Origin of the sequence: Peribacillus sp. NJ11, assembly GCF_030348405.1 — a bacterium.
GTDB lineage: Bacteria > Bacillota > Bacilli > Bacillales > DSM-1321 > Peribacillus.
Genome location: NZ_JAUCFO010000001.1, coordinates 4,602,864 through 4,626,601, shown reverse-complemented (window position 1 = coordinate 4,626,601; position 23,738 = coordinate 4,602,864). Strand labels below are relative to the sequence as shown.

The window sequence follows — 23,738 nt, the reverse complement described above, 5'->3', positions numbered from 1 at the left end:
TGAGAGTGCATAACATAGTTTGAAATGATAGCTGATAGGTAGTGCAAGTATCCAAAAGCAAATTTAACCTGAAGAAAAGAAGTGAAAAAAATGGCTGAACCCTTAAAGGATTTATATAATGAAACGTTCATTCGAGAATTCAGTGAAAAAGTAAGAGGCGTGTATTCGTCTTTTTCTACTGAATCGTTCATTGGGAAAGTTATGGATGAGCATTGGGACGAAAGAAAGTTAAAGGAACGAATTAGGCACATTTCCATTACTCTTGGAAAGCATCTTCCAAGTGATTATCAAGAGGCTTTGGATATTTTGTATCGGCTTGATAAGGATTGTGAGGGTTTTAGATATTTATTTTTCCCGGATTTTGTAGAGGTACATGGATTGAATAAGAAAGATTGGCCGTTATCGCTAGATGCGTTGGAGCATTTTACAGCAAGGTCCTCCTCTGAATTTGCAATCCGTGCTTTTATCTTGCTTGATCCCGTTTTTATGATCGAGAAGATGAAGGAATGGACCAATCATGATGATGAGCATGTCCGCAGGCTGGCTAGTGAGGGGTGCAGGCCCAGGTTACCTTGGGGCCAAGCTTTACCGATGTTCAAATCCGATCCGGCACCCGTCCTGGAATTACTTGAGAACCTGAAAAACGATCCATCCCTATATGTTCGCAAAAGTGTTGCCAATAACTTGAATGATATTGCCAAAGACCATCCAAAAACCGTAATAGAAACAGCCAAGCGCTGGCGTGAAAGCGGAGAACCCAACACGATTTGGATTATTCGACGGGGATGCAGGACCTTAGTTCGTCAAGCAGATCCAGAAGTCCTTTCTTTATTTGGATATACGGATATATTGAATAATCCGTATATCATTACAAACGCATTTATTAGAAATGAACCAGACTCGATTTTTATTGGGGAAACGAGTGAACTTCATTTCGGCTTTCGAGTTCAAGAAAAGAACTCTGTGAAACTTCGCATCGAGTATGCCATCGATTTTGTGAAAGCAAATCAGAAAACTTCCCGTAAAATTTTCCTTTTGGCAGATAGGGATTTCTCAAGTAGTGAAGAAGTTGAAAAAGTGAGGATTCACAATTGGAAAGACCTAACGACACGTCGACATTACATGGGGATCCATCAAATCTCCCTTCTCATAAACGGAGTGGAAGTTGCCGAAACGCATGTAAAACTAAACGATGGAAGATAAGGATACTAAAAAGTTTGGGAAATCTTAATTAACAGGATTACGAGCACTTATATCTGACAAACGAGGAGCTGAGAGTTCCTCGTTTTTAATTATTTCATGATAGTGAAACATTGCAAATAACACATTAAAAAGCAATCAAATCCAAAAAGTTGGATAGCTCCGATTGCTGCGCAAATTATTAATTAACAATGCCAGTAAAACGATTATCACAGCACCAGTTAAAACAGGAGTAAATAAATAACTCCAGCCATACTGGCCAAGCATGACAACTAGCGGGTCTGCCCCAGCTGGCGGGTGCGTCGTTTTTGTCAGCATCATCACCGCAATTGCTAATCCGACAGCCAAGCCGATTGCCCAAGGTTCATCGCCAAAAAAATGATAGGAAGTTAAACCTACGAATGTTGAAACAAAATGGCCGCCAATAATATTCCGCGGCTGTGATAATGGTGCGTTCCACAGACCGAACGCCAGTACACAGCTGGCACCAAATGGAGCCATTAACCACACTGCTGATGTTATTTTTGTTAAGAGAATTAAAGCGAATATAGTTAAAAATCCCCCAATCAACCCCGTTATTGCATCCTTTACATTTATCTGTAAAGGGCTTCTTCCTTTTCCCTTCATCTTCGATAAATAACGAATATGAAAAAAGCGTTTTTCTTTATGCCTCGCTACTGAAATACGGTCCAAAGTGAACCCTCCCCTATTTTATATAATTAGACTTTACATGAAATAAACTAACCTGTCAAAGTTAATTTTAATGGTTAGTTTTAAAAGCCATAAAAAAAGCCAACTCAATGTGTCGACAAGAGGAGGTTCAGAATAATTTCATCCCGAATCATTTTACTGTTGTATGAAATCCTAAATGGATGTGAAGAAATTTGCGACACTCCTGCCGAATAACTGGACAGCCAAGACCCCACAGTCGCTCGCTTTGAGGAGGCTTGACAGACAGTCGGCGGAAAGGGAGCGGATTTCTGAAATTAACTGGAACCGTTTTATAATGAAACTGCAGGCAACCAGTTTACATCAAATTTGTTTACAGACTGACAAACTTATTTAATAAGGTAGATTCTTCATTCATCATCAGATTTCCGGTGTTGAAATCGGGCTACCTTTTTCCTATTCCCGCATATTTTCATTGAACACCATTTGCGTCTTCCGCTTTCATCGATAAATAACAGGACGCAATCATCATTCGAGCATCGCTTTAATGATGACAGCTTATTTTCTTCAATTAAACTTAATGAGTCAAAGGCAATATAAGCTTGCAGGATATCTTCGGCTTCTCCAACAGGTATGGCAATCAGTTTTTGATCCATTAATTTATAAGTGAAAGGTGATTTTTTGATTTTTTTTTCTAAAAAAGCGATAAATTCATCAGGAATTGGATTCCCATCTGCTATTGATTCAAATTGTATTCTTAAAATAGTACGCATTTCTAGAATACTTTCTAATACCTGTCCGATTCTCTCTTTTATTTTTAGGATTAGCTGATCATCCCAAAATGAGTTTTCCCCTTTTATTACCTGAATCCAGTCCAGTGCATCGCCTTCTGAAAGCAATAAGTCTTGACGTTGACCACGACTTACAAGTTCTGTGTTCACTAAATCCAGAGATAGATAACCGGATATAAGTGGGAATTTATTAGTTTCAGACATAAAATTCATCCCCCGTTTGCCTTTTATATTCTAACCATTGAAATGTTATTTAAGAGGTTATATCATCATTATACCCTATTTAGGCATTTCTCAGAGATACTTATCATGTTAGGAAGAACTTATTGTATTGCATGCAACTTTTACGGGATAACATGAATCGTGTTAACAACTTTTTTATCAATTTCCAGATCGGTAAATCAAAGCCCGTGAGAATCAATCGTTTTAAAAGATAAATGCAAGAGAGGAAAAAAGTTCTTGACAGAACCTGTACGTACAGGATAATATGAAAGCGTATACAGAACCTATACGTACAGGTTATAAAAACAACTATATTTTGCTTTCTAGGGAAAGGAAGTAGTGAAATGGGTAAATACACAGAACCAGCAACGGATTTGCTTCAACATGTCGGAGGGAAAGAGAATATTGCGACGGTTACGCATTGTGCGACAAGAATGCGTTTTGCTTTGAAAGACCCCTCCAAGGCGGATGTAACGAATATCGAATCGATTAAGCTTGTGAAAGGAACGTTTACACAGGCTGGCCAGTTCCAGGTCATTATCGGGAACGAAGTATCATCGTTTTATAATGAATTCGTTTCCATAGCTGGTCTTCAGGAAGCGTCAAAAGAAGATGTGAAAAATGCAGCTAAACAGAATATGAGCTGGCTGCAGCGAATGATTGCACATCTTGCGGATATTTTCACCCCACTGATTCCTGCCATAGTCGTTGGCGGACTCATTCTTGGATTCCGCAATATCATTGGCGATATTAAAATGTTCGATGATAGCACAAAGACCCTTGTGGATATTTCCCAATTTTGGGCAGGGGTACACGCCTTCCTTTGGCTGATAGGTGAAGCTATTTTTCATTTTCTTCCAGTTGGGATTACCTGGTCCATCTCAAAGAAAATGGGCACGACTCAAATTCTCGGCATCGTCCTTGGGTTAACTCTGGTTTCCCCACAACTTCTTAATGCATATGCAGTTGCAGGCACAAAGGCAAGTGACATACCTTTTTGGGATTTCGGTTTTGCCCAGGTCGATATGATCGGCTATCAGGCCCAAGTCATCCCAGCTATACTTGCAGGGTTCGTTTTAGCGTATTTAGAACGGTTCTTAAGAGATAAAGTACACAATTCCATTTCCATGATCGTCGTTCCATTTTTTGCTTTACTACCAACTGTAATCATTGCCCATACCATTCTGGGGCCTTTAGGATGGAAAATCGGTTCAGTCATTTCTACGGTTGTATATTCCGGATTGAATTCATCAGTGGGCTGGCTATTTGCTGCCGTTTTCGGGTTTGCCTATGCACCGCTTGTCATCACAGGACTGCATCACATGACAAACGCAATCGATCTTCAGCTTATGAGTGAATTGGGTGGAACGAACCTATGGCCGATGATCGCCTTATCCAATATTGCACAAGGTACAGCAGTGCTTGCGATGATTTACATCAACAGAAAGGATAAGGAGGAAAGACAAGTTTCGATTCCCGCCACGATTTCATGTTATCTCGGTGTAACAGAGCCAGCCATGTTCGGTATTAATCTGAAGTACGGCTTTCCGTTCTTAGCCGGTATGATCGGTTCACTTTTCGCAGGAATCGTTTCTGTCGGATCTGGAGTAATGGCAAACTCAATCGGTGTCGGAGGTATTCCAGGTATCCTTTCCATCCAGCCACAGCATATGGGAATGTTTGCACTCGCGATGTTGGTTGCTTTCGTTGTCCCATTCATTTTGACTATAGCATTCTCCAAGCGTCCACAAATGAACTTGAAAACAAGAACGAAACCAACGAAATTAAATGCTTAATATTGCGGAGGGAGAGCATTCTCCCTCCTTTTTACCATACTGACCAAAAAGATACATCCGGGACAGCAGAGGAGGATATAAATTGAAGGATTTTAAAAAAAGTACCATATATCAAATTTATCCGAAGTCTTTTAAGGACTCAAACGGTGACGGCATCGGTGACATAAATGGTGTAATTGAAAAACTTGATTACCTTGACAAACTGGGAGTGGATTATATTTGGCTGACCCCCTTTTATCGTTCACCTCAAAATGATAATGGATATGATGTAGGGGATTACACATCTATAGATCCTGCGTTTGGGACAATGGATGATTTCGAGAGATTGGTGAAGGAAGCTAATTCACGGGATATCCACATCATGCTGGATATGGTATTCAACCATACATCAACGGAGCATGAATGGTTCCAAAAAGCATTGGCTGGAGAGAAAGAATATAAAGACTATTATATTTTCAAGAAATCGAAAGATGGAGAGCCCCCTACGAATTGGATTTCGAAATTTGGAGGCTCTGCATGGGAATATTTAGCGGAACATGATGAATACTATCTTCATTTGTTCGATCGGACACAAGCTGACCTTAACTGGGAAAATCCCAGAGTAAGGGAGGAAATTTTCAATGTAGTAAACTTTTGGATGGGTAAAGGTGTCAAAGGATTCCGGTTGGATGTCATCAATCTTATATCGAAACCCGATTTATTTGAAAATGACAAAGATGGAGATGGACGTTGCTTTTATACAGATGGCCCAAAAATTCATCAATTCCTTAAAGAGCTGAATGAAGAAACTTTTGGTAAGGATGAAGAGGTGATGACAGTGGGGGAAATGTCATCGACGACCATTGACCATTGCATCAAATATTCATCTCCAGATGAAAAGGAGCTATCCATGGTATTCAGTTTCCATCATCTAAAGGTGGATTACAAGGATGGGGAAAAGTGGTCACTTGCAGATTTTGACTTCAGGAAGTTAAAGGATATCCTAAGCAGCTGGCAATATGGGATGCAAGAGGGAAATGGGTGGAATGCCCTGTTCTGGTGTAACCATGACCAGCCAAGGATCGTGTCCAGGTTTGGAAATGATCAAGAGTATCAAAAGGAATCGGCCAAGATGCTGGCAACAGCCATTCATATGCTCAGGGGGACCCCTTATATATATCAAGGGGAAGAAATAGGGATGACCAACCCGAAATTCAATGATATTGAACAATATCGGGATGTGGAATCGATTAATTATTTCAATATTTTAAAAGAGGCAGGCAAGGATGAAAAGGAAATAATCGAAATCCTTCAAGCTAAATCCCGTGATAACTCGCGAACTCCCATGCAATGGGAAAATACGGAGCATGCAGGCTTTACAAAAGGGACGCCATGGATTACAGTGCCTGATAATGCTAGGATCATCAACGCTGAACAAGCACTGAAGGATAAGGACTCCATTTTTCATCATTACCAAAAACTTATATTCTTAAGGAAGAAACATGATATCATTGCATATGGGGACTATAAGGAAATTCTAGGAGATCATGATCAATTGTTCTCCTATATACGCAGTTATGAAGATGAGAAACTTTTGGTCATCAATAACTTTTATGCAAAAGAAGCGTCCTTTGAAATTCCAAAAGATGCTGACCTATCCGGATTCAAGTCAGAGCTTCTACTTTCAAATTATATCGATTCGAAAGACCTTGCAAATGATATTATCCTTCGTCCCTATGAATCGGTTGTCTATTTGTTGAAAAAGGACGAGTAGGGACTAACAAAAAATATATTGTGGTGATGAAATGAACAGCAAATACCTATCGCTTTATGGTGATATTGTTTCAAAAATCGAAGAAGGAACCTTTCCGACAAATTCAAAGCTTCCTTCCGAAAGCAGCTTCATGGAAGAGTACGACATATCCAGGGATACTGTGAGAAAGTCCTTACATTTGCTCGAACAAAATGGGTATATCCATAAAATCAAAGGCAAGGGTTCCTTTGTGTTGGATTTCAGCAAATTTAATTTTCCTGTAGCAGGCTTGATTTCCTATAAAGAAATGGTGGAAAAGTTGAATCTGCATTCCAAAACGATCATCCATACCATGGAGCTTGAGACCCCCGACTCAAGCATGATCAAGCTTCTTGACTTAACTGAAGGTGAGGAAGTATGGAAAGTGTTCCGGGTTCGACAAATTAATGGGAAGAAAATCATTTTGGACAAAGACTATTTCAATAGTGAGTTCGTAACTAACCTGACAAAGGAAATTTGTGAGGATTCAATTTATGGTTATATCGAAAAGGAACTCGGGCTCCAGATTGGTTTTTCCAATAAGGAAATTACCGTGGAGCCATGCAGTGAAGAAGATAAACAATTATTGGACATAGAAGACTACGATATGGTGGCAGTTGTGAAAAGTACCGTCCATTTAATCGATGGAAGCTTGTTTCAATATAGCGAATCAAGGCATAGACCTGATAAATTCAAGTTCACGGACTTTGCACGAAGGACTTGGTGAAAGCCTAAGCCATAAGCTGAAAAGGCTAAGGAAGAAATGTGATGACCAATTAGGTTATCAGAAAAAAGGTCTAAGCATTAAATTCAATACTCAAAAAGAGAAGGTCGCCATGGCGGCCTTTTCTAATGCGGTTCAAGGTGTAAGGTGAAAATGTAAGGAGTAAAGAGGACATCAGCTCTTTTTCTTGTTCAACGAGCGGGGAAAGAGGATCGTCAAACCATTAGTTTGACGTTTCTCCTGCTTGTATCGGGGTGTGTGAAGCATTTAGTAAAACCACTCCACCAATGATCAATACCAAGCCACCCAACGTAATGATACTAAATGGCTCATTCCATAATAATACGCCAATTAATGCTGTTAAAGCTGTCCCTATTCCTGCCCAAATGGCATATGCCAAGCTTAACGGAATTGTTTTAAGACATAAAGATAAGCTGTAAAATGCTATTCCAAATCCTATAATAACCCCAAATGAAGCGAATAAATGTGTGAATCCTTCAGAGAACTTAAGCATTGTCGTACCAAATAATTCACTTATGATTGATACTCCTAAGGCTATGTACCCTTTCATATTATTACCTCCGATTATTAAAATGTTAATGAGATCCGCCACTGGAGAGTTTCAAAACAACCACTCCTCCAATGATTAGGGCTAGACCTAAAAATTTTTTCAGGTTAAAGCTTTCTTTATAAACGATAACTCCCACTAAAGCAGTTAAAGCAGTCCCTATTCCCGACCAAATGGCATAAGCCGTCCCAAGCGGAATGGATATAAGAGATAAAGACAGGCAATAAAAAGCCAACCCCATTCCCATTACCACACCAATGGAAGGGTATAACTTTTTAAATCCGTTTGATACTTTTAACATCGAACTACCAAAAACTTCACTTATGATGGCTATTGCCAAAAATGCATAAGGATTCAAGATAATCTCCTCCTGTATATTCATTACTCTTTTCAATCACATTCCCAAGCATCTTATCATCTAAAGTCCCCATATTAAACTAAAACCTTATTGCGAGTCTAATATTTTCTATCGTTAAAAAATATATCCTATCCTAGTTGAAAAAGGATATAATTAGCCACTTCAGCTATTAAAGCTTGTTTTGCAGCCGTTCTTACGATAAAAGAACAAATTCCTTTTAGTCAATTGAATCCATGAGTAACATATAATCACAAAACCGTCCAGACGGTCTTTTTAGATTTAACGATACCTGCAGGTTACTTGTCAAGTGCATCTAGTACTCTTGTAATTCCACATCTTCCAGTTAAAGTATGGAAATTTGGAAATATGTATAGAAAGATTAAGAGTATCGTTATGAGATATGCATTGCATGCTTGCCCTTCCTATTATAGAAATGTTGCTGGGGAGTTTTCTTTTACAAGACTGGCTTAATAATAAGGTCAAACAGGGATTTTTAGGAATTTTGTCGAATTAAGTTCATTAAACGATTATGATGGGGTGAACTTCTTTCATGGAATTTTTAATAAAAAAAGAGTGTTTCATTAAAGCGATTTCTGAAGTCAGCCATGCAGTTTCCATAAAAAACACCAATACCCATTTTATCAGGAATAATGATAGTGGCTAATGACGATAGCTTAATTCTTATTGGCAGTGATTCCGATATTGTCATTGAAAAAAACATTCCTTTAACGATTGATGGAGTAAGGGTATTGGAGGTTTACGAAAAGGGTACTGTCGTATTATCGGCAAAATATTTAAGTGAGATCGTTAAAAAATCACCTGATGATATCCATGTAAAGCTGAACGAAAATCAATCAGTTACCATTATATCAAATGAAATTGTAACGAATCTAAATGGATTCCATTCGGAGGAATACCCAAACCTTCCTCAAGTTGATGAAGATGGTCATTTTAAAATCCCAAGTGTTGAATTACTGGAAATCATTAAGCAGACTGCGTTTGCCGTTTCTAAAACTGAGGCCAGACCCGTTCTGACAGGCGTCAATATGACATTCAGGGATAACATACTTTCTTGTGTTGCAACAAATACCCATCGTTTAGCGGTAAGAGAACTTGCGTTAGAATCGAAGGTGAATGGTTCGTTCATCATTCCAAGTAAAAGCCTTAATGAGTTAACCAAGTTAATTAATAATCAATCGGGTGTTATACATATTTTCATCTCGAGAAGCCATATGGTGTTTAAATCAAACAACTTCTCACTTTTTTCTAGGCTGATTGAAGGTAATTATCCTAATGTATCAGGGTTGCTGCCAAAAGATTTAAAAACGATCATCACCTTGGATACAAATCTACTGTTAAAAGGTATTGACAGAGCCTGCCTTTTTGCAAGTGAATCGAGGAATAACAATGTACATCTGGAAATCCTGGATAATACTAAGTTAAGAATTTCTTCTACTACAGCAGAACTAGGGGAAATAGAAGAAACGCAAAGCATCATGGCAATCACAGGAGAGGAGGGGCTAAGTATATCACTAGATGGAAGTTTTTTAATGGATGCCTTAAAAGCGATAAAAGAAAAAGAGGTCAGACTAAGTTTTGGTGGTCCAATGAGACCTGTCTTAATCGAGCCAAGCGGTAATTCTTCATATCGTCATCTTATTTCACCAGTGAGAACAAAATAAAGGATTAAAGTATAAAGGAAACGAATAAAAGGTTAAATCGATTAACGGAGCAGCAATTAATAGAAAATTATGATGGGGAATGGTCAATAGCATCCACCATAAAAAAGAACAAAGAAAAGAGACCCAGTAGAAAACTTATAAAAGTCTTGGCCCATTGTAATTCATATCGATTGAAGTAATAGTTTACTATAGGGTTTCATTCCTGGCTTAATGCCGGCAACTTTATTTCGAAGGTAAAGGTAGAACCTTTTTCGCTTGTCCCAGCAAGCCAAATGCGTCCGTCCATCAATTCCGTAAAACGTTTGTAAATGGAAAGCCCCAATCCGGTTCCTCTGTTCATTTCTTCATATCCTTGGGGATGCATATGATTGAAAGAATGGAATAATCCATTGATTTTGTCAGTTGGGATACCGATTCCTGTATCCCTCACAGTGAAGGATATACGAATGAAATCAAGTTTTTTTTCATCGGGAATCAAAGCGGCGGCAATGTTAATTTCCCCGTTATTCGTAAATTTAATGGCATTTCCTACTAGATTAACGAGGATTTGACGAATCTTATGATCATCGCCCAATAATACCATAGGAATATTAGAATCGATTTCCACTAGGAAGGTTGTGGTTATCATGGGTATTCAATTGGATGCCTGCATAAAAACGAAATCCGTTTTCACCTGCAACCAAAGGATTCGCTAATGATCGGGGGTCTAAACTAGCATCATTAAGAATATAAGGAACATTATTAAGAATGGCCGAAGCACAAAGCCCTGGCTCCCTATCTATTTTCTCCACATCCAAACCATGATGGGACTTGAACCAAATCCGATCCGTGTCGACGAGGCTTGTTATTGCGATAGGGACATTGAGTAGTTGCGATGCCAGGGCTGTAACCCTGTCAAAAGCGCCATCTGGCGGTGTATCAAGTATTTGATACCGCTGTAAAGCATTTAAACGCTCTCGCTAAAGTTGGCTTTTTTCTTTCATATTGTTCAATATTATTCCTCCTATGTCATACGGATTGCCAAGGGTAATAAAAGCCCATTATAATAGGTTCCCTTTTAAAATTAAAAGGGAATTACATTAGAATCCTATCTGACATTCCTAAACAGCAACATATTGTGAGACTTCATCAAGTTATTAAAGAAATTTTGTTTCTTCGCCCTAAAATTTCCGGTAAGCCTGCTTTAATGAAAGGCACTAAAGTCTTTCAAAATGTTGTTTATTCTTCTGATTACTACTAATTATAACACTAAGTTCACGGATGGATTGAATTTTGATGGACTTGTCCCTTATTCGGGGCAGCGGAATCTTTTTTCTATGAATCTTCGGAATAGTAAAGTGATAAAAAATTAATTAATGCTTATGATAAACGTTAGTATTTCATTTGAATGTGGTATGGCTTGGACTTTCTTAATAAACCAGCAGCAGACAAGTGAGCTTTCGGAAAAAACTTTGGGAGATTCATCAGAAGCCTCCATATCTGCTAATTAAAAAAATAATATACGTTATTTAGACAAGTTCTTCAATATCCATATTTTTATTAACTTAGCAACTTGGGGTGGAGGGTGTTTGTAGTCTCCAGAGTCGGTATCGGTGGAACTGCATTTTTGGCTTCGTGAACTAACTCCACAGAAAGTATATTCATATATTTAATGCTGTCCACTGTCCATTTGGCACGTGTCGTTAATCGCCGTATCCGTTCATGCTTTAAAGGGGGATAATTATTATGTATGTTAGTCAAACCTGGGATCATGTAGTAATTGCAAAATTAAATCAAACTGTTCACAGCCTGCATGAGAAACTATATCCTAAGTATTTTAAAGAATATAAGTATAGCGCAATGGAAGAAACTTTTAAAAATTTGATTAAAAATGACAGATTTGTTTTTCTTCTATTAAAAGAACATGAGGAACCGATCGGTTACGCTTGGATTGAAATAAAAAGCTATCCAGAAAATGCTTTTAAATATGGGTATAAATCTGTATATGTGCATCAGCTTAGTATCGTTGAAAGTCAAACCCAAAAAGGTTATGGTAAGCAACTAATGAATGAGGTATATGAAATTGCGAAAAAGAATGATATAGATTTAATTGAACTGGATTATTGGTTTGGAAACAATGATGCAAAAGAGTTTTATAAGAAGCAACACTTTAAAAGATATAGGGAGTTTGCATTTAGACAGTTATAACCACTTTGGATTTCCCATTTTTTAGAGGTTTGGAGGAAGGGAAAAAAACCCCGAATCGGGGTTTTTTAATTAATTTCTTAACATTCTCTTTGAAAAACAGGGGGGTTGAGGAACTCCACAAATAAATCTTTGGCTTTGGGTATAACACTCTGCCACGACACTTCGGGTATGCGGAAAATTATGCTTATACGTGATGAAGTGCTTATTCACGGTAGTTGTATGTGTCGGATGAAAAACTGGAATCACAGTGTTAATGACATTGGTTTTAACATATTGCTTTGTTAGAGAGGTTTGTGGCGGATTATACTGAGTAGGCATTGTTTGAGGTGCGCAATATTGTGGTGGACATTGACCGCCTTTCGGATGTCTCCAAGGCTTATTATACATTTCAACACCTCCTATATTTTTTTGAAACTCATTGTTAGTTTATGAAAATAATTGATAAAGGGACTAGTATAAATGCCTTTATCAAAAATAATGGCTGCATCATGACACTGTATTTAAAATAGATTACGAGATCATAAACTTTCCCGTAGTTGGGGAAAGAGAATTTATCTAAGGAATAATATCTTTCACTCATTAAACGGTTATTAATTTTTGCCAATCTGGGTAATCGCTTGATGAACAAATGACTTGTGTCTTTCCCGCCAGATATTTTCCTTGCTTTTTTCCAAGCCCCATTCAGGAAATGAAGATAATCGTAATGCAGCAAATAATTGCCAGAAGGGTAAGTTGGTAAAATTCACTTCAGGCATCATGGATTTATATTGATTGGAGAAGTCATTCATTGCTTCCATTCCATATTGAAATGAAATTTCGAGTTGGCTATTGGCAAGGTCAGCCAAAGGGTCCCCTAAGCCTGAGTCTTCCCAATCAATAATGGAAACTAATTTATCCTCTTTCCATAATATATTTCCAGGCCAATAATCACCATGAAGGATCACTTCCTTATTCATTGAGGATAATGGCATGAATGATTTTAACACATCTCTAATTAAGCTCAGATTTAATCCTTCGTCCTTGATTACCCTTTCTTTATTTAACATTTCTACATATGAATTTTCTAGTTTGGGCAGGAATGATAAAGATAGATTTGCACAATCAACACGATGGATCTTTGCTAGATTGATTGCAATTTGTAAGATATGATCATTAAGATTTGAGGGGGTGAACTCTGGCTTGCCCTCAATAAACTCGATAAGTATACATGGTTTGGAAAAAACCCCGCAGGATTCGAAGTAATAGGGAATCGGTACAGGCAAACCTGCAGATTTCAATATCCCTAAGAGCTTGTGTTCATCTGCCGCAATATTTGGATTCCGTTTCAAGTCATTATCACCATGCTGACGAATGACCATTTTTATGATTTGCCCTGTAGATTGTAACAATTCAAGTCCTGTCACCTGTGCAGAAATCCCGCCTTTTAATTCCCATGTGCGAATGAGCTTATTTCCTGGATCCAACTTTTGAACCAATTGTTCAAACTTACTACATTCATTATTCATAGGTCCACTCCTTTTAAGGGTTTAAGTTCACATTTTATATGGGTATCATTCAGCACTTTTTCTTTTTGGCAATGTTAAAGGTAAGGTTGATTTATAAAAAATATAAATTGAAAACCAATTGAATGATACCAATGTCGAGTTTTCCTATTACTTTCGTAAAAGTTGTATTTCTTAGAATCACATTAGTATTTGGCTAGAACTTCAATAAATGAAACCAATCGCTTGTTACACACGTAACGCAATGTAAACAAAGTGAGGTGTCATACATTGAAAATAGAGAAATATAAAGTGGAAACACCGCAAGGGACCTTACAATATAATATTAGTGGAAACGGAAAACCAAATATAGTTTTGATTAACGGTGGTTCGGGACCGATAGAGGGGTGGATGAAAATCCTACCGGCAATTTCGGAATCATCATCAGTATTTTCCTATAATCGTTTGGGTGTTGCTGGCAGCGATAAACCGAAGGAAAACCAAGACGGGATAAATATTGTTAACACTTTACGTGAAGCACTTACATTAGTGGGCTTTAAACCTCCTTTCTTATTGGTTGGACATTCGTTAGGCGGCTTATATGCTAATTTATATGCCAGACTTTACCCAAATGAAGTAGCAGGAATTGTTTTTTTGGAATCCAGCCACCCAAAAGATATAAGCCTTAATGAATATCAAGGCAAGGCAGTAAAAATCATTAATAAGATCTTCAAGATGTTGGATTCCTTATCTTCACATAAACAATTCAATGAAGTTAATTTTGTGAAAAAAACTATAAATCAAATCCATCAATTTAATGATTTTCCCGATATACCTGTATTTGTCATTACAGGTGGACAAGAAAATCGAATGATGCCAGAGGAAGTTCGAAAAAAACGACTTGAGAATCAATTGGAATTACTTTCATTGTCAAGAAACAGCAAACACATTGTCACTGAAAAAAGTGGACATTTTCCACAATTAACCGAACCAACTGTAGTGATTGACTCAATAAAAGATTGTGCAGAAAAAATAACAAACCATAGCCAATAAATGCAAAGACTTTTATTTAAAGTATTGTTGTTTAAATGCTATGTTAAAGATAAAGGTTAAACTATGTTTAGCCTATGTTCATTCTAAACGTTGATAATATTCAAAAAGTATTGGACCTCCTTAAGGTCCTATTTTTATTTATTATAGTTTAGCTCTGAACAATTTTTAATTGTCGTTCATCTTTGTCTCTAATCCAATTCAATTTAAAAATAATCCTTAAGCCCTCTATCTCCTTCCATCACCTTGTTGAAAGCTTGATGGCAATTACTCTTGTTTGAATTTACCAAAGTGAAATAATGGAATGAATCTTTTTCAAGAAGTCGAAAGATTCTCGTCCATAGGGTGATTGTAAAAGTACACTAGCATTGGTGTATTTTTTTTGGAACGAAAGGGAGAAGGAAGGCCTCATTTCTTGTTAATAGAGACAGCTTGTAAGGAAAACGAAGAAGAATCTCTATTATTATGAAATTTCTTTAATCCGATGGTTATGTGTACAAGCATTTGTTTATACGTAACATAAGATTAATAGAGGTGATCAAAATGGTAAAAGTGTTTATTGATCCCGGCCACGGCGGTACGGATCCAGGCTCGGTGGGGAATGGATTGAAAGAAAAGGATTTAACTTTATCCATTGCAACTCGAATCAAAGACATCTTATTAATAGAATATAATAACGTTTTTGTAAAAATGAGCAGGACCCAAGATACGTCCCTCTCTTTAAACGATCGGACGAATCAAGCGAACGCTTGGGGAGCTGACTTCTACCTCTCCATCCACATTAATGCTGGCGGCGGCACTGGGTATGAGGATTACATTTATACGTCCACTAATCAGGTAACGAAAACGTATCAAGATTATATTCATTCAGAGGTCATGAAGCTTATCAACATCCAAGACAGAGGACAAAAAACAGGAGATCTACATGTACTCCGTGAAACGGATATGCCTGCACTCCTGACTGAAAATGGATTTATCGATAATGTCAATGACGCAGCCAAATTGAAAACGTCATCCTTTATCGAATCACTGGCTCGCGGACATGTAAACGGTTTAGTTAAATGGTTCAATCTTACAAAGAAAAGTACTGCTGTATACCACAATGTCGTTAGTGGGGACACCGTATATTCCTTAAGTATGACCTATGGCAGTACTGTTCAGCAAATTAAAGATTGGAATGGTCTTGACAGTCAGTTCACCATTACAGTAAACCAGAAATTGCGGGTGAAATGAATAATTAATAATTGACTGGTTAAATTATTTATAACTTCCAGTAAGCACACCACGCAGGGAAGCCCTTCTCTAAAAGAGAGGGCTTTTTCTGGTTCTGGAATATTCAAGTTAAGAAATAATCATGTCCATTCTTTCGATAATAGAGAAAATCTTTGTTAAAAAAGAGAGGAATTGTATTTTATGACTAAAATATTATTAACCTATAGTAGATTTTTTACAAAGTCTATTAAAAACCATTCTTAAAACTGATAAACAAAGATTCTTATTATTTTTAGATTGGTACGGCAGTTATTGTTTTTCCTAAATTCATCAGTAAATGGTCAAAGAAAACTGGTTCTGTAGGAATTGTATAAGTTGGTGATGAACTTTTCATCGTATCCGTAAAGTTGCTAATATGGGAATGATGCCCAGGAGACGGTATCCTGGTATCATATCGATCATATTGCATGCAATCATTTCACTCCTTTATTAATGTAAGGTATGCTTTTTTAATAGGTTGACACAAATTTATATCTTTTGGAAAAGGCAAATCATCTAAAAACAATACTGAAAAGCACAAACCAAAATGATTTGTACCTAATATGTATCAGGGAATACAGGCCTGAACTGAACGAATTGAATCTAATTAATGTATTATTGCTTGTCATTAATTTATTCATTGCCGCAATTGAAACCCTAGTATGGATATTAATCGTATATTTTAATGGCTTGAACCACTTTTCCTAAAATTCGGACTCTATCATTTTTGATGTTATAGGTTTTTTCTTCATAAAAAGGATCCGTGCTGCAGGGCATGAGTGTGATATTTTCTTCATTAATATTCACTTTTTTGACTGTGGCATCGTGACCATTTACCAAAACCACACCAATTTTTCCGCTTTCGACGTAGGTTGTTTTTTCAACAAGGATCAATGATCCGTCACTGAATTCTTTGTTCATGCTGTTGCCTTTCACTCTAAGGAAAAAATACTCTTTATTCGATTTTAGCATGGAATTTAATGTCGGCATATACGCTTCTATATATTCGTTGGTGAAATTAGGCTCTCCAGCAGGGATATTTCCGTAGACACCAATTAATCTTACATTCTTTTCATTTAAAAATTCCATTGTAGGATCGTTTCTAACGATTGGTGCTCCTTCAATAAGGTGGGACAGCGGGATTTCAAAGCATGAGGACATCATGCTCAATTTATCCATTAAAGGTTTATTCCGTCCGGATTCCCAAGCTGATACTGCCGTTGGGGCCACTTTTAATATATTTGCCAAATCTTCTTGTGTCATTTTTCTTTCTTTTCTTAACATTTTAATGCGTTCACCAATGTGCATATTTCTTCACCTCTCACTTGAATATACACTATGAGTGAAAGTGAGTAAACTTGAAGTGCGTGAATTTTACAAAAATTTGTTGGAAACTATACTTCAAGTGTGATATCATTTTTTTAGACAGGTGGTGACAAGATATGACAAACGTTAAGTTCACACTTAAACAAGCGAGGAAGTATAAAGGATTAACTCAAGACGAAATGGCTAAAGTGCTAAAGATGGCCAAGAGGACCTACATTGATTATGAACAATATAAGATTCCTTTGCGAATTGATAAGGCGTATATGTTCGCTGAATGTGTAGGATTCTCGATCGACGATATCATTTTTTTTGATCCTGACCTACACTTCAAATGTAGTTGAATATTTAAAGGTTATCAGTTTCCGTTACTAGTGTGACCATTCCTGGGTTGAAAAATTTAATCAATAGCACTGACCTGCCAAGGGACAAAATTCATGATTATGATGATTCAAGTGAGGATGGAAAGAAGGTGAAAAAAGTGGAAAGGGAAATTAGGTCCTCTGAAGTTGCAGTAGGAGCTGCCGTTAGCACCTTTGCGATTTGAAAGGAAATTCGTGGAGAGGTCATTGATGATATTATCGTACACGACGGTGTATTCAAATTTGTTCAATCGAAAGGACGAGCTTATAAATGAAATTAATTATCCAGTTCTCAGGGTGAATTACGGGTATGTGGGAGGAGGGGGCTACAAGGAGTTTTTAACCAAAAAAAGGGTCGCTTGCATGTAAACCTCCAATCGGAACATGATGGTGGTGATTTTGATGGAAATGCAATTTCGATGGGGGACCCAATTGTAATGGGGAAATTTTATTGATGAAGAATCATGATTAGGGGCAATTGGACAGTGGCACATTCGAAGGGGAAATTTATAAGGATATTCATAAAAAAGTCAAGCCCTCTATCCCTTGCAGGAGAAGGGCTTGTTCTATTTTTGTATTTATATAACAATCGCTGTTAAGTATTTACTTAATAATTTGTTCTGGAGCCCAATCAGGTATGTAATGTGGTAGACCAGGTAAACCCAAGTAAGGAAAACAAACTAAATCAGTATCGCCAAGGTAAACCCCATCAACATCTACATAAATGAAAATGAATTCAAGGAAATCTTCATACTTTATCTCTATGTTAATGAATTTCTTCTAGTTTTTTTCTCCCATCTTTTATGAATTCAGCAGGTAATGGCATGCAATAGTACAAATATAAACTAATGAATGCTATAGAAGACCTGTGAAGGAGGGCATTGATAATAGGCGAATTCGAAAAATTCCATAGGATATAGGGGGAGATAGCAATTGAAAAAGAAGATAATCAATTATGTCGTTTTTCTTGTCCTCATTCTTACCATATTAATTATGGCTAAGCCTAACATTTCCTCAGCAGGAAAATTGAAGCCGCCGTCCGAAACTTTCAACCCAGGGGATTGGTTTTTGGGAAGTATCCCTCCCAATCTTGACACAAATAGACCTCCGATCGTTTTTGTCCAAGGGAAAAATGGCAGTTCAACCAGCTGGTACGGTGAAACGGACTATCATGGTGTCAATGATATGTATACCAAAGCATATGAAGCCGGTTACCAAACGGTTTTTGTTCAGCTTTATGATTCAGCTGGAAATGGATCAGTGAGCCAATATGCTAATGGAAGGCTGTTAGCTCAAATGCTTGCAGAAATCAGTAACCATTTCGGCGGCGAAAAAGTAAATATAATAGCCCACAGTAAAGGGGGACCAGACACCCAAGCGGCTCTAGTACACTATGGAGCGCACCAATATGTCGGAAGGGTCATCACTTTAGCGGCCCCTCATCACGGTTCTAACCTAGCTGATTTGGCTTATAGCTGGTATGCAGGCTGGCTTGGTTCCCTATTGGGTCAAAAAGATGAAGGAACTTATTCTTTACAAGTTGGTAAAATGGCGGAATTTCGATCTGTCACGGATAACCATGTTAACTCCCGTAAAAATATGTATTTCACCGTGGCCGGTATGAATAGGGGGCCGGTTCTTTCAGCTTTATCAATGGGTGGACAATATTTATCTTCATATGGAGAAAATGATGGTCTAGTGAATGTTTGGAGTACAAAAATTCCCTACGCATCACATTTATTTACGGATCCCAACTATGATCACGACAATATTCGAGTAGGTTCAGCAGTATTTTCAAGAATTGAACCCTATTTAAGAAGCACTTCTACTGCTGGGATTCCTGGTTTAAATGTCAATTATAAAGAACGGGTTGAAGATGATGTCATCACAACCGCACTCTCTCAAACCGTCCTGGGAGATGTCCTGCAACAAAATGTCTGGAACGAAAAAATTTTCCATGTAAATGAAGCAGCCCCAGGTAATATAACCATATATACAGCTTCAAATGATGTCGAGGTCGAATTAATTTCTCCTTCCAATAAAAAGTATGCACCTTCCTTAAAAGTTCATTATGCAAAAAATGAAACTTCCTTTTTTAATGGTGCCACCATCCAAACATTTAATAGAAATAACCTTGAAATTGGTGACTGGAGAGTTCGACTGAAGACTAAATCGCCAAAAGACGCATACCTGTTCACAGCACATTTTAACGAAAAGAATCCCATTACATTAAGTATGGCCGGAAAAGTTAAGCAAAAAGATGCAAAATTTTTAATAAAGAATCCAATGAATGATAACAAAAGGCCAATCAGCACAACATTTTCGGTTCATCTAATAGATGAAAACGGTAATGAAATTCGTGAAAAAAGCTCAATTAAGGTAATGGACGCCGGAAATTTTTCTGGTACTCTTCCAGAAGTACCTAAATCAGGTGTTTATAATGTAACGATTGATGTCAAGGAAAAAAATGTGAATGGTACTGAAAGAACCCGTACATTGATTCGTTCGGTCTATATAGAAAAATAGTAAAAATGATTAGAAAAGACCTTCTCTTAATTGAGAGGTCTTTTTTTGGGGTGAAATGTATTGAAATGATTCAGCAAAAGGAAACAGCCAGGCCGTATTTCATATTGGTCCTAAGTTAGCGGTTGATCGAAGGGCATTTAGCAAGTCAGATCCCCCTGCAACAAAAAAGATTCATGAAATCCAACGAGTGCCATCTAGGATTTAATCCGTCTTTTGATAAGATTCCCTATAAGTTAAAATACAAGTTTTGAGTGCTGAATAATTGCCAATGCTTGCATAGCCATAAAACCAGCCCATGAAAATTCCTGCAACCAAATGATGTCGGTGGCTAATGAAAATGGAAATGAATAAGCCAATACCCAAAGCGATGGTAGGGATGAATTTTGGTGGAATATGAAAAATGACCTTAATAAGTTGAGTAAGAATCATGATGGTAGGAATGGCTATCACTGCATCCCAAAAGTTTGTATGGATGGTTGGGTAGTCCATAATGTCACCACCTTATATTAGAAGTTTTACAAAATTAATTTTTACCATTTATAAAAGGTTTATACATAGTAATTCATTAAATGATTGATCAAATAAAGTTGATGCAAATGGTTTTGAAATTTTCAGCGTTCAATTAAAAAGCCATCAATCCATTGAATATTAATGGGTTTGATGGCTTTTACTAGAGAGGGAGAATGATAATCCAAATTGAAGCCGTACTTAGTAAGTTATCACCATATTGATCTTAGTGAAAAACAATTAATAACATTTTTTTGCTGGACAAGCTGTAACCTTTCTCATAGTTTAGAATACGATAAGAATGAAGATATCCAACTAATAATGGGAGGTTCTAATGAGTAAGGAATCGTTTATTAAGGAAATTGCTCCTTATGCCCAAAAAATTCAAAAGGAATTTAAAATATTACCTTCTGTTGTCATTGCACAAGCTTGTTTGGAGAGTGGTTATGGGACAAGCTTCTTAGCAAATCAAGGGAAAAATATATTCGGTACAAAAGGTGACTATAAAGGAGATTCTGTCATTATTCAAACAATCGAATATGTCAACGATGCGCCCGTTCAAGTATGGTCCAAATTCAGAAAATATCCAACATGGGCAGAAAGTCTACAAGATCTTGCCTATCTATATGTAAAGGGGACTTCATGGAATAGAAGTTTGTATACAGCTGTCATTGGGGAAAAAGATTACAAAAAGGCACTTAAAGCAATATTCGATGCGGGCTACGCCTCGGACCCGAAATATATAGAAAAACTGGTGAATCTTATCGAAACAAGTGATTTAACTAAATATGACGCAAGCAACGAAGAGGTCTATCATATAGTCAAAAAGGGGGACTCTGTCTCTGCGCTTGCCAAAGCATATGGTTCTACACAGGTACAGATTCAACAGTGGAATGGGTTGGCCGATCTTAACCTCATTAAAGTGAACCAAAGATTAAGAGTGAAATGAACTTTTAACAGGGAGCGGGATTTTAACGCTCCCTTTTTTTTATTGGAATGAGGGTTTCCTATTTTTCAAAATACATATATCCAGAAAGACGTTAGTTTCCCTTTCATCCGGCATAAATGAGAAAGGATGTTAATAATCTTAGGAAAACTCGATTCTATCAAAAAAATATATCAAAACCTAGTCTTCCATATGCATAATGAGAGAATTCGGGACATAAATTAAACAAACAAAAAAAGCGCGGTTAGCGCTTTTAGTGTATTTGTCTATATAAGCCTATAACTTTTCCAAGTATCGAAACATCTCTTAAAATAATTGGTTCCATATTCGAGTTCTCAGGCTGAAGCCTTATGTAATCCGGTTCCTTAAAGAATCGTTTTACAGTGGCTTCATCATCTTCCGTCATGGCCACGACGATATCTCCATTATTGGCGCTGCTTTGTTGTTTCACGATGACATAATCTCCATCATGAATTCCTGCTTCGATCATACTTTCACCCATGATTTCCAGCATGAATACATGGTCATCATGCGGAACCATGCTTTCGGGAAGCGGAAAGTATTCTTCTATGTTTTCGATGGCCGTTATCGGCATGCCCGCTGTTACTTTTCCAAGTAACGGAACGTTCACGACATTAACTTTGGGGATATTGTTCGCTTCCTCCAAATTCAGTATTTCAATGGCCCTCGGCTTGGTTGGGTCACGTCTTATCAGGCCTTTACTTTCCAGGCGGGATAAATGTCCGTGTACTGTTGAACTTGATGCAAGTCCAACTGCTTCGCCAATCTCCCGTACGGAAGGTGGATACCCTTTTTGGCGGACCTCTTCTTTAATGAAATCAAGGATATCTTGCTGCCGTTTTGATAGTTTAGTCATATGTGCACCTCTTCTCCAATGTTCTTTGCTACATTATAGCATGGCCCCCAACTCTATACAAACATAAGTTCGAATTTTGTTGTTGACTGAAACAAACGTTCGTATTATAATTTGGACGTAACATACGAACGAACATTCGCTTTGGAGGGATATTTATGAAAAAATTATACAAAAATTATATTTCTACGATTCTATTAGCGGGATCGGTATTCATCTTTTCAATTTTATTCTCTTGTACATTAGACAATGATCAAAAAAAGGATTTCCTTTCTATAGAAGTAAGTGAAGGCGACACCCTATGGGAAATTGCCGAAGAGTATGAAGAAGCTGATTTGACAAAAAAAGAATTCATTGGTTGGATAGAAGAGCATAATGGAGTCAGGGCGGATACGATTAAACCTGGTCAAGTCATTGTCATACCGGTTAAAGGGGACGATCTTGTTCAGAATTTGGCCAGTCAGCAGTAAGTAGTGAAGGTAGGGTATTATGAAGGCAGTAATCTATTGTAGGGTTAGCACAGAAAAAGAATCCCAGGAAACATCATTGGCAAGGCAGGAAGATGAATTAGTTAAATTGGCGGAAAAGATGGATGTGGAAGTTGTTTCCATAATAAAAGAACAGGCAAGTGGTTATGAGTTAAATCGGGATGGCATATTTGACATGCTTGAACTATTTAAAACCAAAGAAGCTGAAGTTCTATTAATCCAGGACGAAACTAGACTGGGGAGGGGAAATGCCAAAATAGCCCTTTTCCATGTCATCCTTAAAGAAGACGTGAAAATTTATACGCTCTCACACGATGGAGAACTTGAGTTATCTGATTCGGATGCCATGGTCATCCAGATAGTTGGTATTGTAGAAGAATATCAAAGGAAACTACATAATCTAAAAATAAAACGCGGGATGATAAGAGCCGTTGAAAAGGGATACCGTCCGCAAAAAAATCTTCATAACCAAAGGAATTCCACTGGAAGGGACCGTATGGAGATTCCAATTGAAGAAATTATTAAACTCCGGGCCAATGGATTGACATTTGCAGAAATCGCAGCCACTTTAAGGGGCTTTGGATACAATGTATCTAAAGCCACTGTAAACAGGCGTTTTCTCGAACATCAACTAAATACAGAGGAAAGTCAATCATAGAACTTGTAATTTCGCTTTTTTTTTAATACCATGACAATATCCGCAGATTACGAAGGAGCGAAATTATGCTATCAAAAGAAAAATTAGCCCGTATTAATGAACTTTCAAAAAAGGCCAAGGGTGAAGGTTTGACGGAAGTTGAGGCGAAAGAGCAAACCCAATTAAGAAGTGAGTATTTGGAGACATTCAGACGGTCCATGTCCGATACGTTGGAGCATGTGAAAGTCGTTGATCCAGAAGGTAATGACGTCACTCCTCAAAAGATAAAGAGTATTAAAGAAAAAAGAAACTTACATTAATGCTT

The 23,738-nt window shown here is 37.5% G+C and carries 25 protein-coding genes; 14 read left to right on the top strand and 11 right to left on the bottom strand.

What is annotated here, in order from left to right; genetic code table 11:
• Positions 1–90 precede the first annotated feature (90 nt).
• The gene (locus tag QUF86_RS22645; protein ID WP_289316919.1) at positions 91–1,203 is read left to right on the top strand and encodes a DNA alkylation repair protein; all 1,113 of its coding nucleotides are present in this window, start codon (positions 91–93) and stop codon (positions 1,201–1,203) included.
• A 135-nt stretch (positions 1,204–1,338) separates the two neighbouring features.
• Here QUF86_RS22645 and QUF86_RS22640 read toward each other — a convergent pair whose 3' ends face one another.
• The gene (locus QUF86_RS22640; protein ID WP_289335739.1) at positions 1,339–1,893 is read right to left on the bottom strand and encodes an HPP family protein; all 555 of its coding nucleotides are present in this window, start codon (positions 1,891–1,893) and stop codon (positions 1,339–1,341) included.
• A 386-nt stretch (positions 1,894–2,279) separates the two neighbouring features.
• On the bottom strand, positions 2,280–2,864 hold the full coding sequence (locus QUF86_RS22635) for a CGNR zinc finger domain-containing protein (RefSeq protein ID WP_289316916.1): 585 nt from the start codon (positions 2,862–2,864) through the stop codon (positions 2,280–2,282).
• Between the two features lie 362 nt (positions 2,865–3,226).
• On the opposite strand from QUF86_RS22635, the gene treP reads away from it, so the two are divergent.
• The 3 genes from treP to treR all read left to right on the top strand — a co-directional run bounded on the left by treP (position 3,227) and on the right by treR (position 7,176).
• A complete protein-coding gene (gene treP, locus QUF86_RS22630; protein WP_289335738.1) occupies positions 3,227–4,678 on the top strand; it encodes a PTS system trehalose-specific EIIBC component in 1,452 nt (483 codons plus the stop codon).
• An 82-nt stretch (positions 4,679–4,760) separates the two neighbouring features.
• On the top strand, positions 4,761–6,431 hold the full coding sequence (gene treC / locus QUF86_RS22625) for an alpha,alpha-phosphotrehalase (RefSeq protein WP_289335737.1): 1,671 nt from the start codon (positions 4,761–4,763) through the stop codon (positions 6,429–6,431).
• A gap of 31 nt (positions 6,432–6,462) precedes the next feature.
• Positions 6,463–7,176: a trehalose operon repressor gene (gene treR / locus QUF86_RS22620; protein ID WP_289316913.1), complete on the top strand. Its 714-nt coding sequence runs from the start codon at positions 6,463–6,465 to the stop codon at positions 7,174–7,176.
• 220 nt (positions 7,177–7,396) lie between these two features.
• On the opposite strand, the gene QUF86_RS22615 is transcribed toward treR, so the two are convergent.
• Entirely contained in the window at positions 7,397–7,744 is a 348-nt protein-coding gene (locus QUF86_RS22615) for a DMT family transporter (RefSeq protein ID WP_289335736.1), read from the bottom strand.
• Between the two features lie 25 nt (positions 7,745–7,769).
• Complete coding sequence (locus tag QUF86_RS22610; RefSeq protein WP_289316911.1) at positions 7,770–8,099, bottom strand: DMT family transporter; 330 nt, start codon at positions 8,097–8,099, stop codon at positions 7,770–7,772.
• 656 nt (positions 8,100–8,755) lie between these two features.
• Between QUF86_RS22610 and dnaN the strand changes: the two genes are divergently transcribed.
• A complete protein-coding gene (gene dnaN, locus QUF86_RS22605) occupies positions 8,756–9,781 on the top strand; it encodes a DNA polymerase III subunit beta (protein ID WP_289335735.1) in 1,026 nt (341 codons plus the stop codon).
• A 196-nt stretch (positions 9,782–9,977) separates the two neighbouring features.
• Here dnaN and QUF86_RS22600 read toward each other — a convergent pair whose 3' ends face one another.
• Complete coding sequence (locus tag QUF86_RS22600) at positions 9,978–10,409, bottom strand: ATP-binding protein (protein WP_289335734.1); 432 nt, start codon at positions 10,407–10,409, stop codon at positions 9,978–9,980.
• A 1,097-nt stretch (positions 10,410–11,506) separates the two neighbouring features.
• On the opposite strand from QUF86_RS22600, the gene QUF86_RS22595 reads away from it, so the two are divergent.
• A complete protein-coding gene (locus QUF86_RS22595) occupies positions 11,507–11,968 on the top strand; it encodes a GNAT family N-acetyltransferase (protein ID WP_289335733.1) in 462 nt (153 codons plus the stop codon).
• A gap of 69 nt (positions 11,969–12,037) precedes the next feature.
• Here QUF86_RS22595 and QUF86_RS22590 read toward each other — a convergent pair whose 3' ends face one another.
• Both QUF86_RS22590 and QUF86_RS22585 read right to left on the bottom strand, forming a co-directional pair.
• Entirely contained in the window at positions 12,038–12,286 is a 249-nt protein-coding gene (locus QUF86_RS22590; protein WP_289336284.1) for a CotD family spore coat protein, read from the bottom strand.
• A gap of 272 nt (positions 12,287–12,558) precedes the next feature.
• Positions 12,559–13,473, bottom strand: a complete 915-nt coding sequence (locus tag QUF86_RS22585; RefSeq protein ID WP_289335732.1) for a phosphotransferase family protein — start codon at positions 13,471–13,473, stop codon at positions 12,559–12,561.
• Between the two features lie 267 nt (positions 13,474–13,740).
• Here QUF86_RS22585 and QUF86_RS22580 point away from each other — a divergent pair, with 267 nt between their 5' ends.
• Together QUF86_RS22580 and QUF86_RS22575 are read left to right on the top strand one after the other, a co-directional pair.
• Positions 13,741–14,502, top strand: coding sequence for an alpha/beta fold hydrolase (locus QUF86_RS22580; protein ID WP_289335731.1), 762 nt, complete (start codon positions 13,741–13,743; stop codon positions 14,500–14,502).
• 540 nt (positions 14,503–15,042) lie between these two features.
• On the top strand, positions 15,043–15,732 hold the full coding sequence (locus QUF86_RS22575) for an N-acetylmuramoyl-L-alanine amidase family protein (protein WP_289335730.1): 690 nt from the start codon (positions 15,043–15,045) through the stop codon (positions 15,730–15,732).
• A 271-nt stretch (positions 15,733–16,003) separates the two neighbouring features.
• Here the strand turns inward: QUF86_RS22575 and QUF86_RS22570 are convergent, their stop codons facing one another.
• Entirely contained in the window at positions 16,004–16,180 is a 177-nt protein-coding gene (locus QUF86_RS22570; protein ID WP_289316903.1) for a hypothetical protein, read from the bottom strand.
• Between the two features lie 239 nt (positions 16,181–16,419).
• Positions 16,420–17,058 (bottom strand): LexA family protein, encoded by a 639-nt coding sequence (locus tag QUF86_RS22565; RefSeq protein ID WP_289316902.1) that lies wholly within the window; start codon positions 17,056–17,058, stop codon positions 16,420–16,422.
• Positions 17,059–17,192: 134 nt separating this feature from the next.
• On the opposite strand from QUF86_RS22565, the gene QUF86_RS22560 reads away from it, so the two are divergent.
• Positions 17,193–17,417 carry a helix-turn-helix transcriptional regulator gene (locus QUF86_RS22560; protein ID WP_289316901.1) on the top strand — a complete coding sequence of 75 codons (225 nt, stop codon included), beginning with the start codon at positions 17,193–17,195 and terminating at the stop codon, positions 17,415–17,417.
• A gap of 1,011 nt (positions 17,418–18,428) precedes the next feature.
• On the top strand, positions 18,429–19,961 hold the full coding sequence (locus tag QUF86_RS22555) for an esterase/lipase family protein (protein ID WP_289336283.1): 1,533 nt from the start codon (positions 18,429–18,431) through the stop codon (positions 19,959–19,961).
• A 201-nt stretch (positions 19,962–20,162) separates the two neighbouring features.
• On the opposite strand, the gene QUF86_RS22550 is transcribed toward QUF86_RS22555, so the two are convergent.
• On the bottom strand, positions 20,163–20,450 hold the full coding sequence (locus tag QUF86_RS22550) for a hypothetical protein (RefSeq protein ID WP_289335729.1): 288 nt from the start codon (positions 20,448–20,450) through the stop codon (positions 20,163–20,165).
• 352 nt (positions 20,451–20,802) lie between these two features.
• Here QUF86_RS22550 and QUF86_RS22545 point away from each other — a divergent pair, with 352 nt between their 5' ends.
• The gene (locus tag QUF86_RS22545; protein ID WP_289335728.1) at positions 20,803–21,417 is read left to right on the top strand and encodes a glucosaminidase domain-containing protein; all 615 of its coding nucleotides are present in this window, start codon (positions 20,803–20,805) and stop codon (positions 21,415–21,417) included.
• 250 nt (positions 21,418–21,667) lie between these two features.
• Here QUF86_RS22545 and lexA read toward each other — a convergent pair whose 3' ends face one another.
• Entirely contained in the window at positions 21,668–22,291 is a 624-nt protein-coding gene (gene lexA / locus QUF86_RS22540; protein ID WP_289316897.1) for a transcriptional repressor LexA, read from the bottom strand.
• Between the two features lie 155 nt (positions 22,292–22,446).
• Here lexA and yneA point away from each other — a divergent pair, with 155 nt between their 5' ends.
• The 3 genes from yneA to QUF86_RS22525 all read left to right on the top strand — a co-directional run bounded on the left by yneA (position 22,447) and on the right by QUF86_RS22525 (position 23,733).
• On the top strand, positions 22,447–22,758 hold the full coding sequence (gene yneA, locus QUF86_RS22535; protein WP_289335727.1) for a cell division suppressor protein YneA: 312 nt from the start codon (positions 22,447–22,449) through the stop codon (positions 22,756–22,758).
• A 19-nt stretch (positions 22,759–22,777) separates the two neighbouring features.
• Positions 22,778–23,434 carry a YneB family resolvase-like protein gene (locus QUF86_RS22530; RefSeq protein ID WP_289316895.1) on the top strand — a complete coding sequence of 219 codons (657 nt, stop codon included), beginning with the start codon at positions 22,778–22,780 and terminating at the stop codon, positions 23,432–23,434.
• Between the two features lie 65 nt (positions 23,435–23,499).
• Complete coding sequence (locus tag QUF86_RS22525; RefSeq protein WP_289316894.1) at positions 23,500–23,733, top strand: DUF896 domain-containing protein; 234 nt, start codon at positions 23,500–23,502, stop codon at positions 23,731–23,733.
• Positions 23,734–23,738: the final 5 nt, after the last annotated feature.

Excerpts from the sequence above, each read along its gene's own strand:
- QUF86_RS22645 (WP_289316919.1), top strand. The coding sequence starts at position 91 with ATGGCTGAACCCTTAAAGGATTTATATAATGAAACGTTCATTCGAGAA.
- QUF86_RS22635 (WP_289316916.1), bottom strand. The coding sequence starts at position 2,864 with ATGTCTGAAACTAATAAATTCCCACTTATATCCGGTTATCTATCTCTG.
- treP (WP_289335738.1), top strand. The coding sequence starts at position 3,227 with ATGGGTAAATACACAGAACCAGCAACGGATTTGCTTCAACATGTCGGA.
- treR (WP_289316913.1), top strand. The coding sequence starts at position 6,463 with ATGAACAGCAAATACCTATCGCTTTATGGTGATATTGTTTCAAAAATC.
- QUF86_RS22615 (WP_289335736.1), bottom strand. The coding sequence starts at position 7,744 with ATGAAAGGGTACATAGCCTTAGGAGTATCAATCATAAGTGAATTATTT.
- QUF86_RS22600 (WP_289335734.1), bottom strand. The coding sequence starts at position 10,409 with ATGATAACCACAACCTTCCTAGTGGAAATCGATTCTAATATTCCTATG.
- QUF86_RS22595 (WP_289335733.1), top strand. The coding sequence starts at position 11,507 with ATGTATGTTAGTCAAACCTGGGATCATGTAGTAATTGCAAAATTAAAT.
- QUF86_RS22590 (WP_289336284.1), bottom strand. The coding sequence starts at position 12,286 with ATGCCTACTCAGTATAATCCGCCACAAACCTCTCTAACAAAGCAATAT.
- QUF86_RS22585 (WP_289335732.1), bottom strand. The coding sequence starts at position 13,473 with ATGAATAATGAATGTAGTAAGTTTGAACAATTGGTTCAAAAGTTGGAT.
- QUF86_RS22575 (WP_289335730.1), top strand. The coding sequence starts at position 15,043 with ATGGTAAAAGTGTTTATTGATCCCGGCCACGGCGGTACGGATCCAGGC.
- QUF86_RS22570 (WP_289316903.1), bottom strand. The coding sequence starts at position 16,180 with ATGCAATATGATCGATATGATACCAGGATACCGTCTCCTGGGCATCAT.
- QUF86_RS22565 (WP_289316902.1), bottom strand. The coding sequence starts at position 17,058 with ATGCACATTGGTGAACGCATTAAAATGTTAAGAAAAGAAAGAAAAATG.
- QUF86_RS22560 (WP_289316901.1), top strand. The coding sequence starts at position 17,193 with ATGACAAACGTTAAGTTCACACTTAAACAAGCGAGGAAGTATAAAGGA.
- QUF86_RS22555 (WP_289336283.1), top strand. The coding sequence starts at position 18,429 with ATGGCTAAGCCTAACATTTCCTCAGCAGGAAAATTGAAGCCGCCGTCC.
- QUF86_RS22550 (WP_289335729.1), bottom strand. The coding sequence starts at position 20,450 with ATGGACTACCCAACCATCCATACAAACTTTTGGGATGCAGTGATAGCC.
- QUF86_RS22545 (WP_289335728.1), top strand. The coding sequence starts at position 20,803 with ATGAGTAAGGAATCGTTTATTAAGGAAATTGCTCCTTATGCCCAAAAA.
- lexA (WP_289316897.1), bottom strand. The coding sequence starts at position 22,291 with ATGACTAAACTATCAAAACGGCAGCAAGATATCCTTGATTTCATTAAA.
- yneA (WP_289335727.1), top strand. The coding sequence starts at position 22,447 with ATGAAAAAATTATACAAAAATTATATTTCTACGATTCTATTAGCGGGA.
- QUF86_RS22530 (WP_289316895.1), top strand. The coding sequence starts at position 22,778 with ATGAAGGCAGTAATCTATTGTAGGGTTAGCACAGAAAAAGAATCCCAG.
- QUF86_RS22525 (WP_289316894.1), top strand. The coding sequence starts at position 23,500 with ATGCTATCAAAAGAAAAATTAGCCCGTATTAATGAACTTTCAAAAAAG.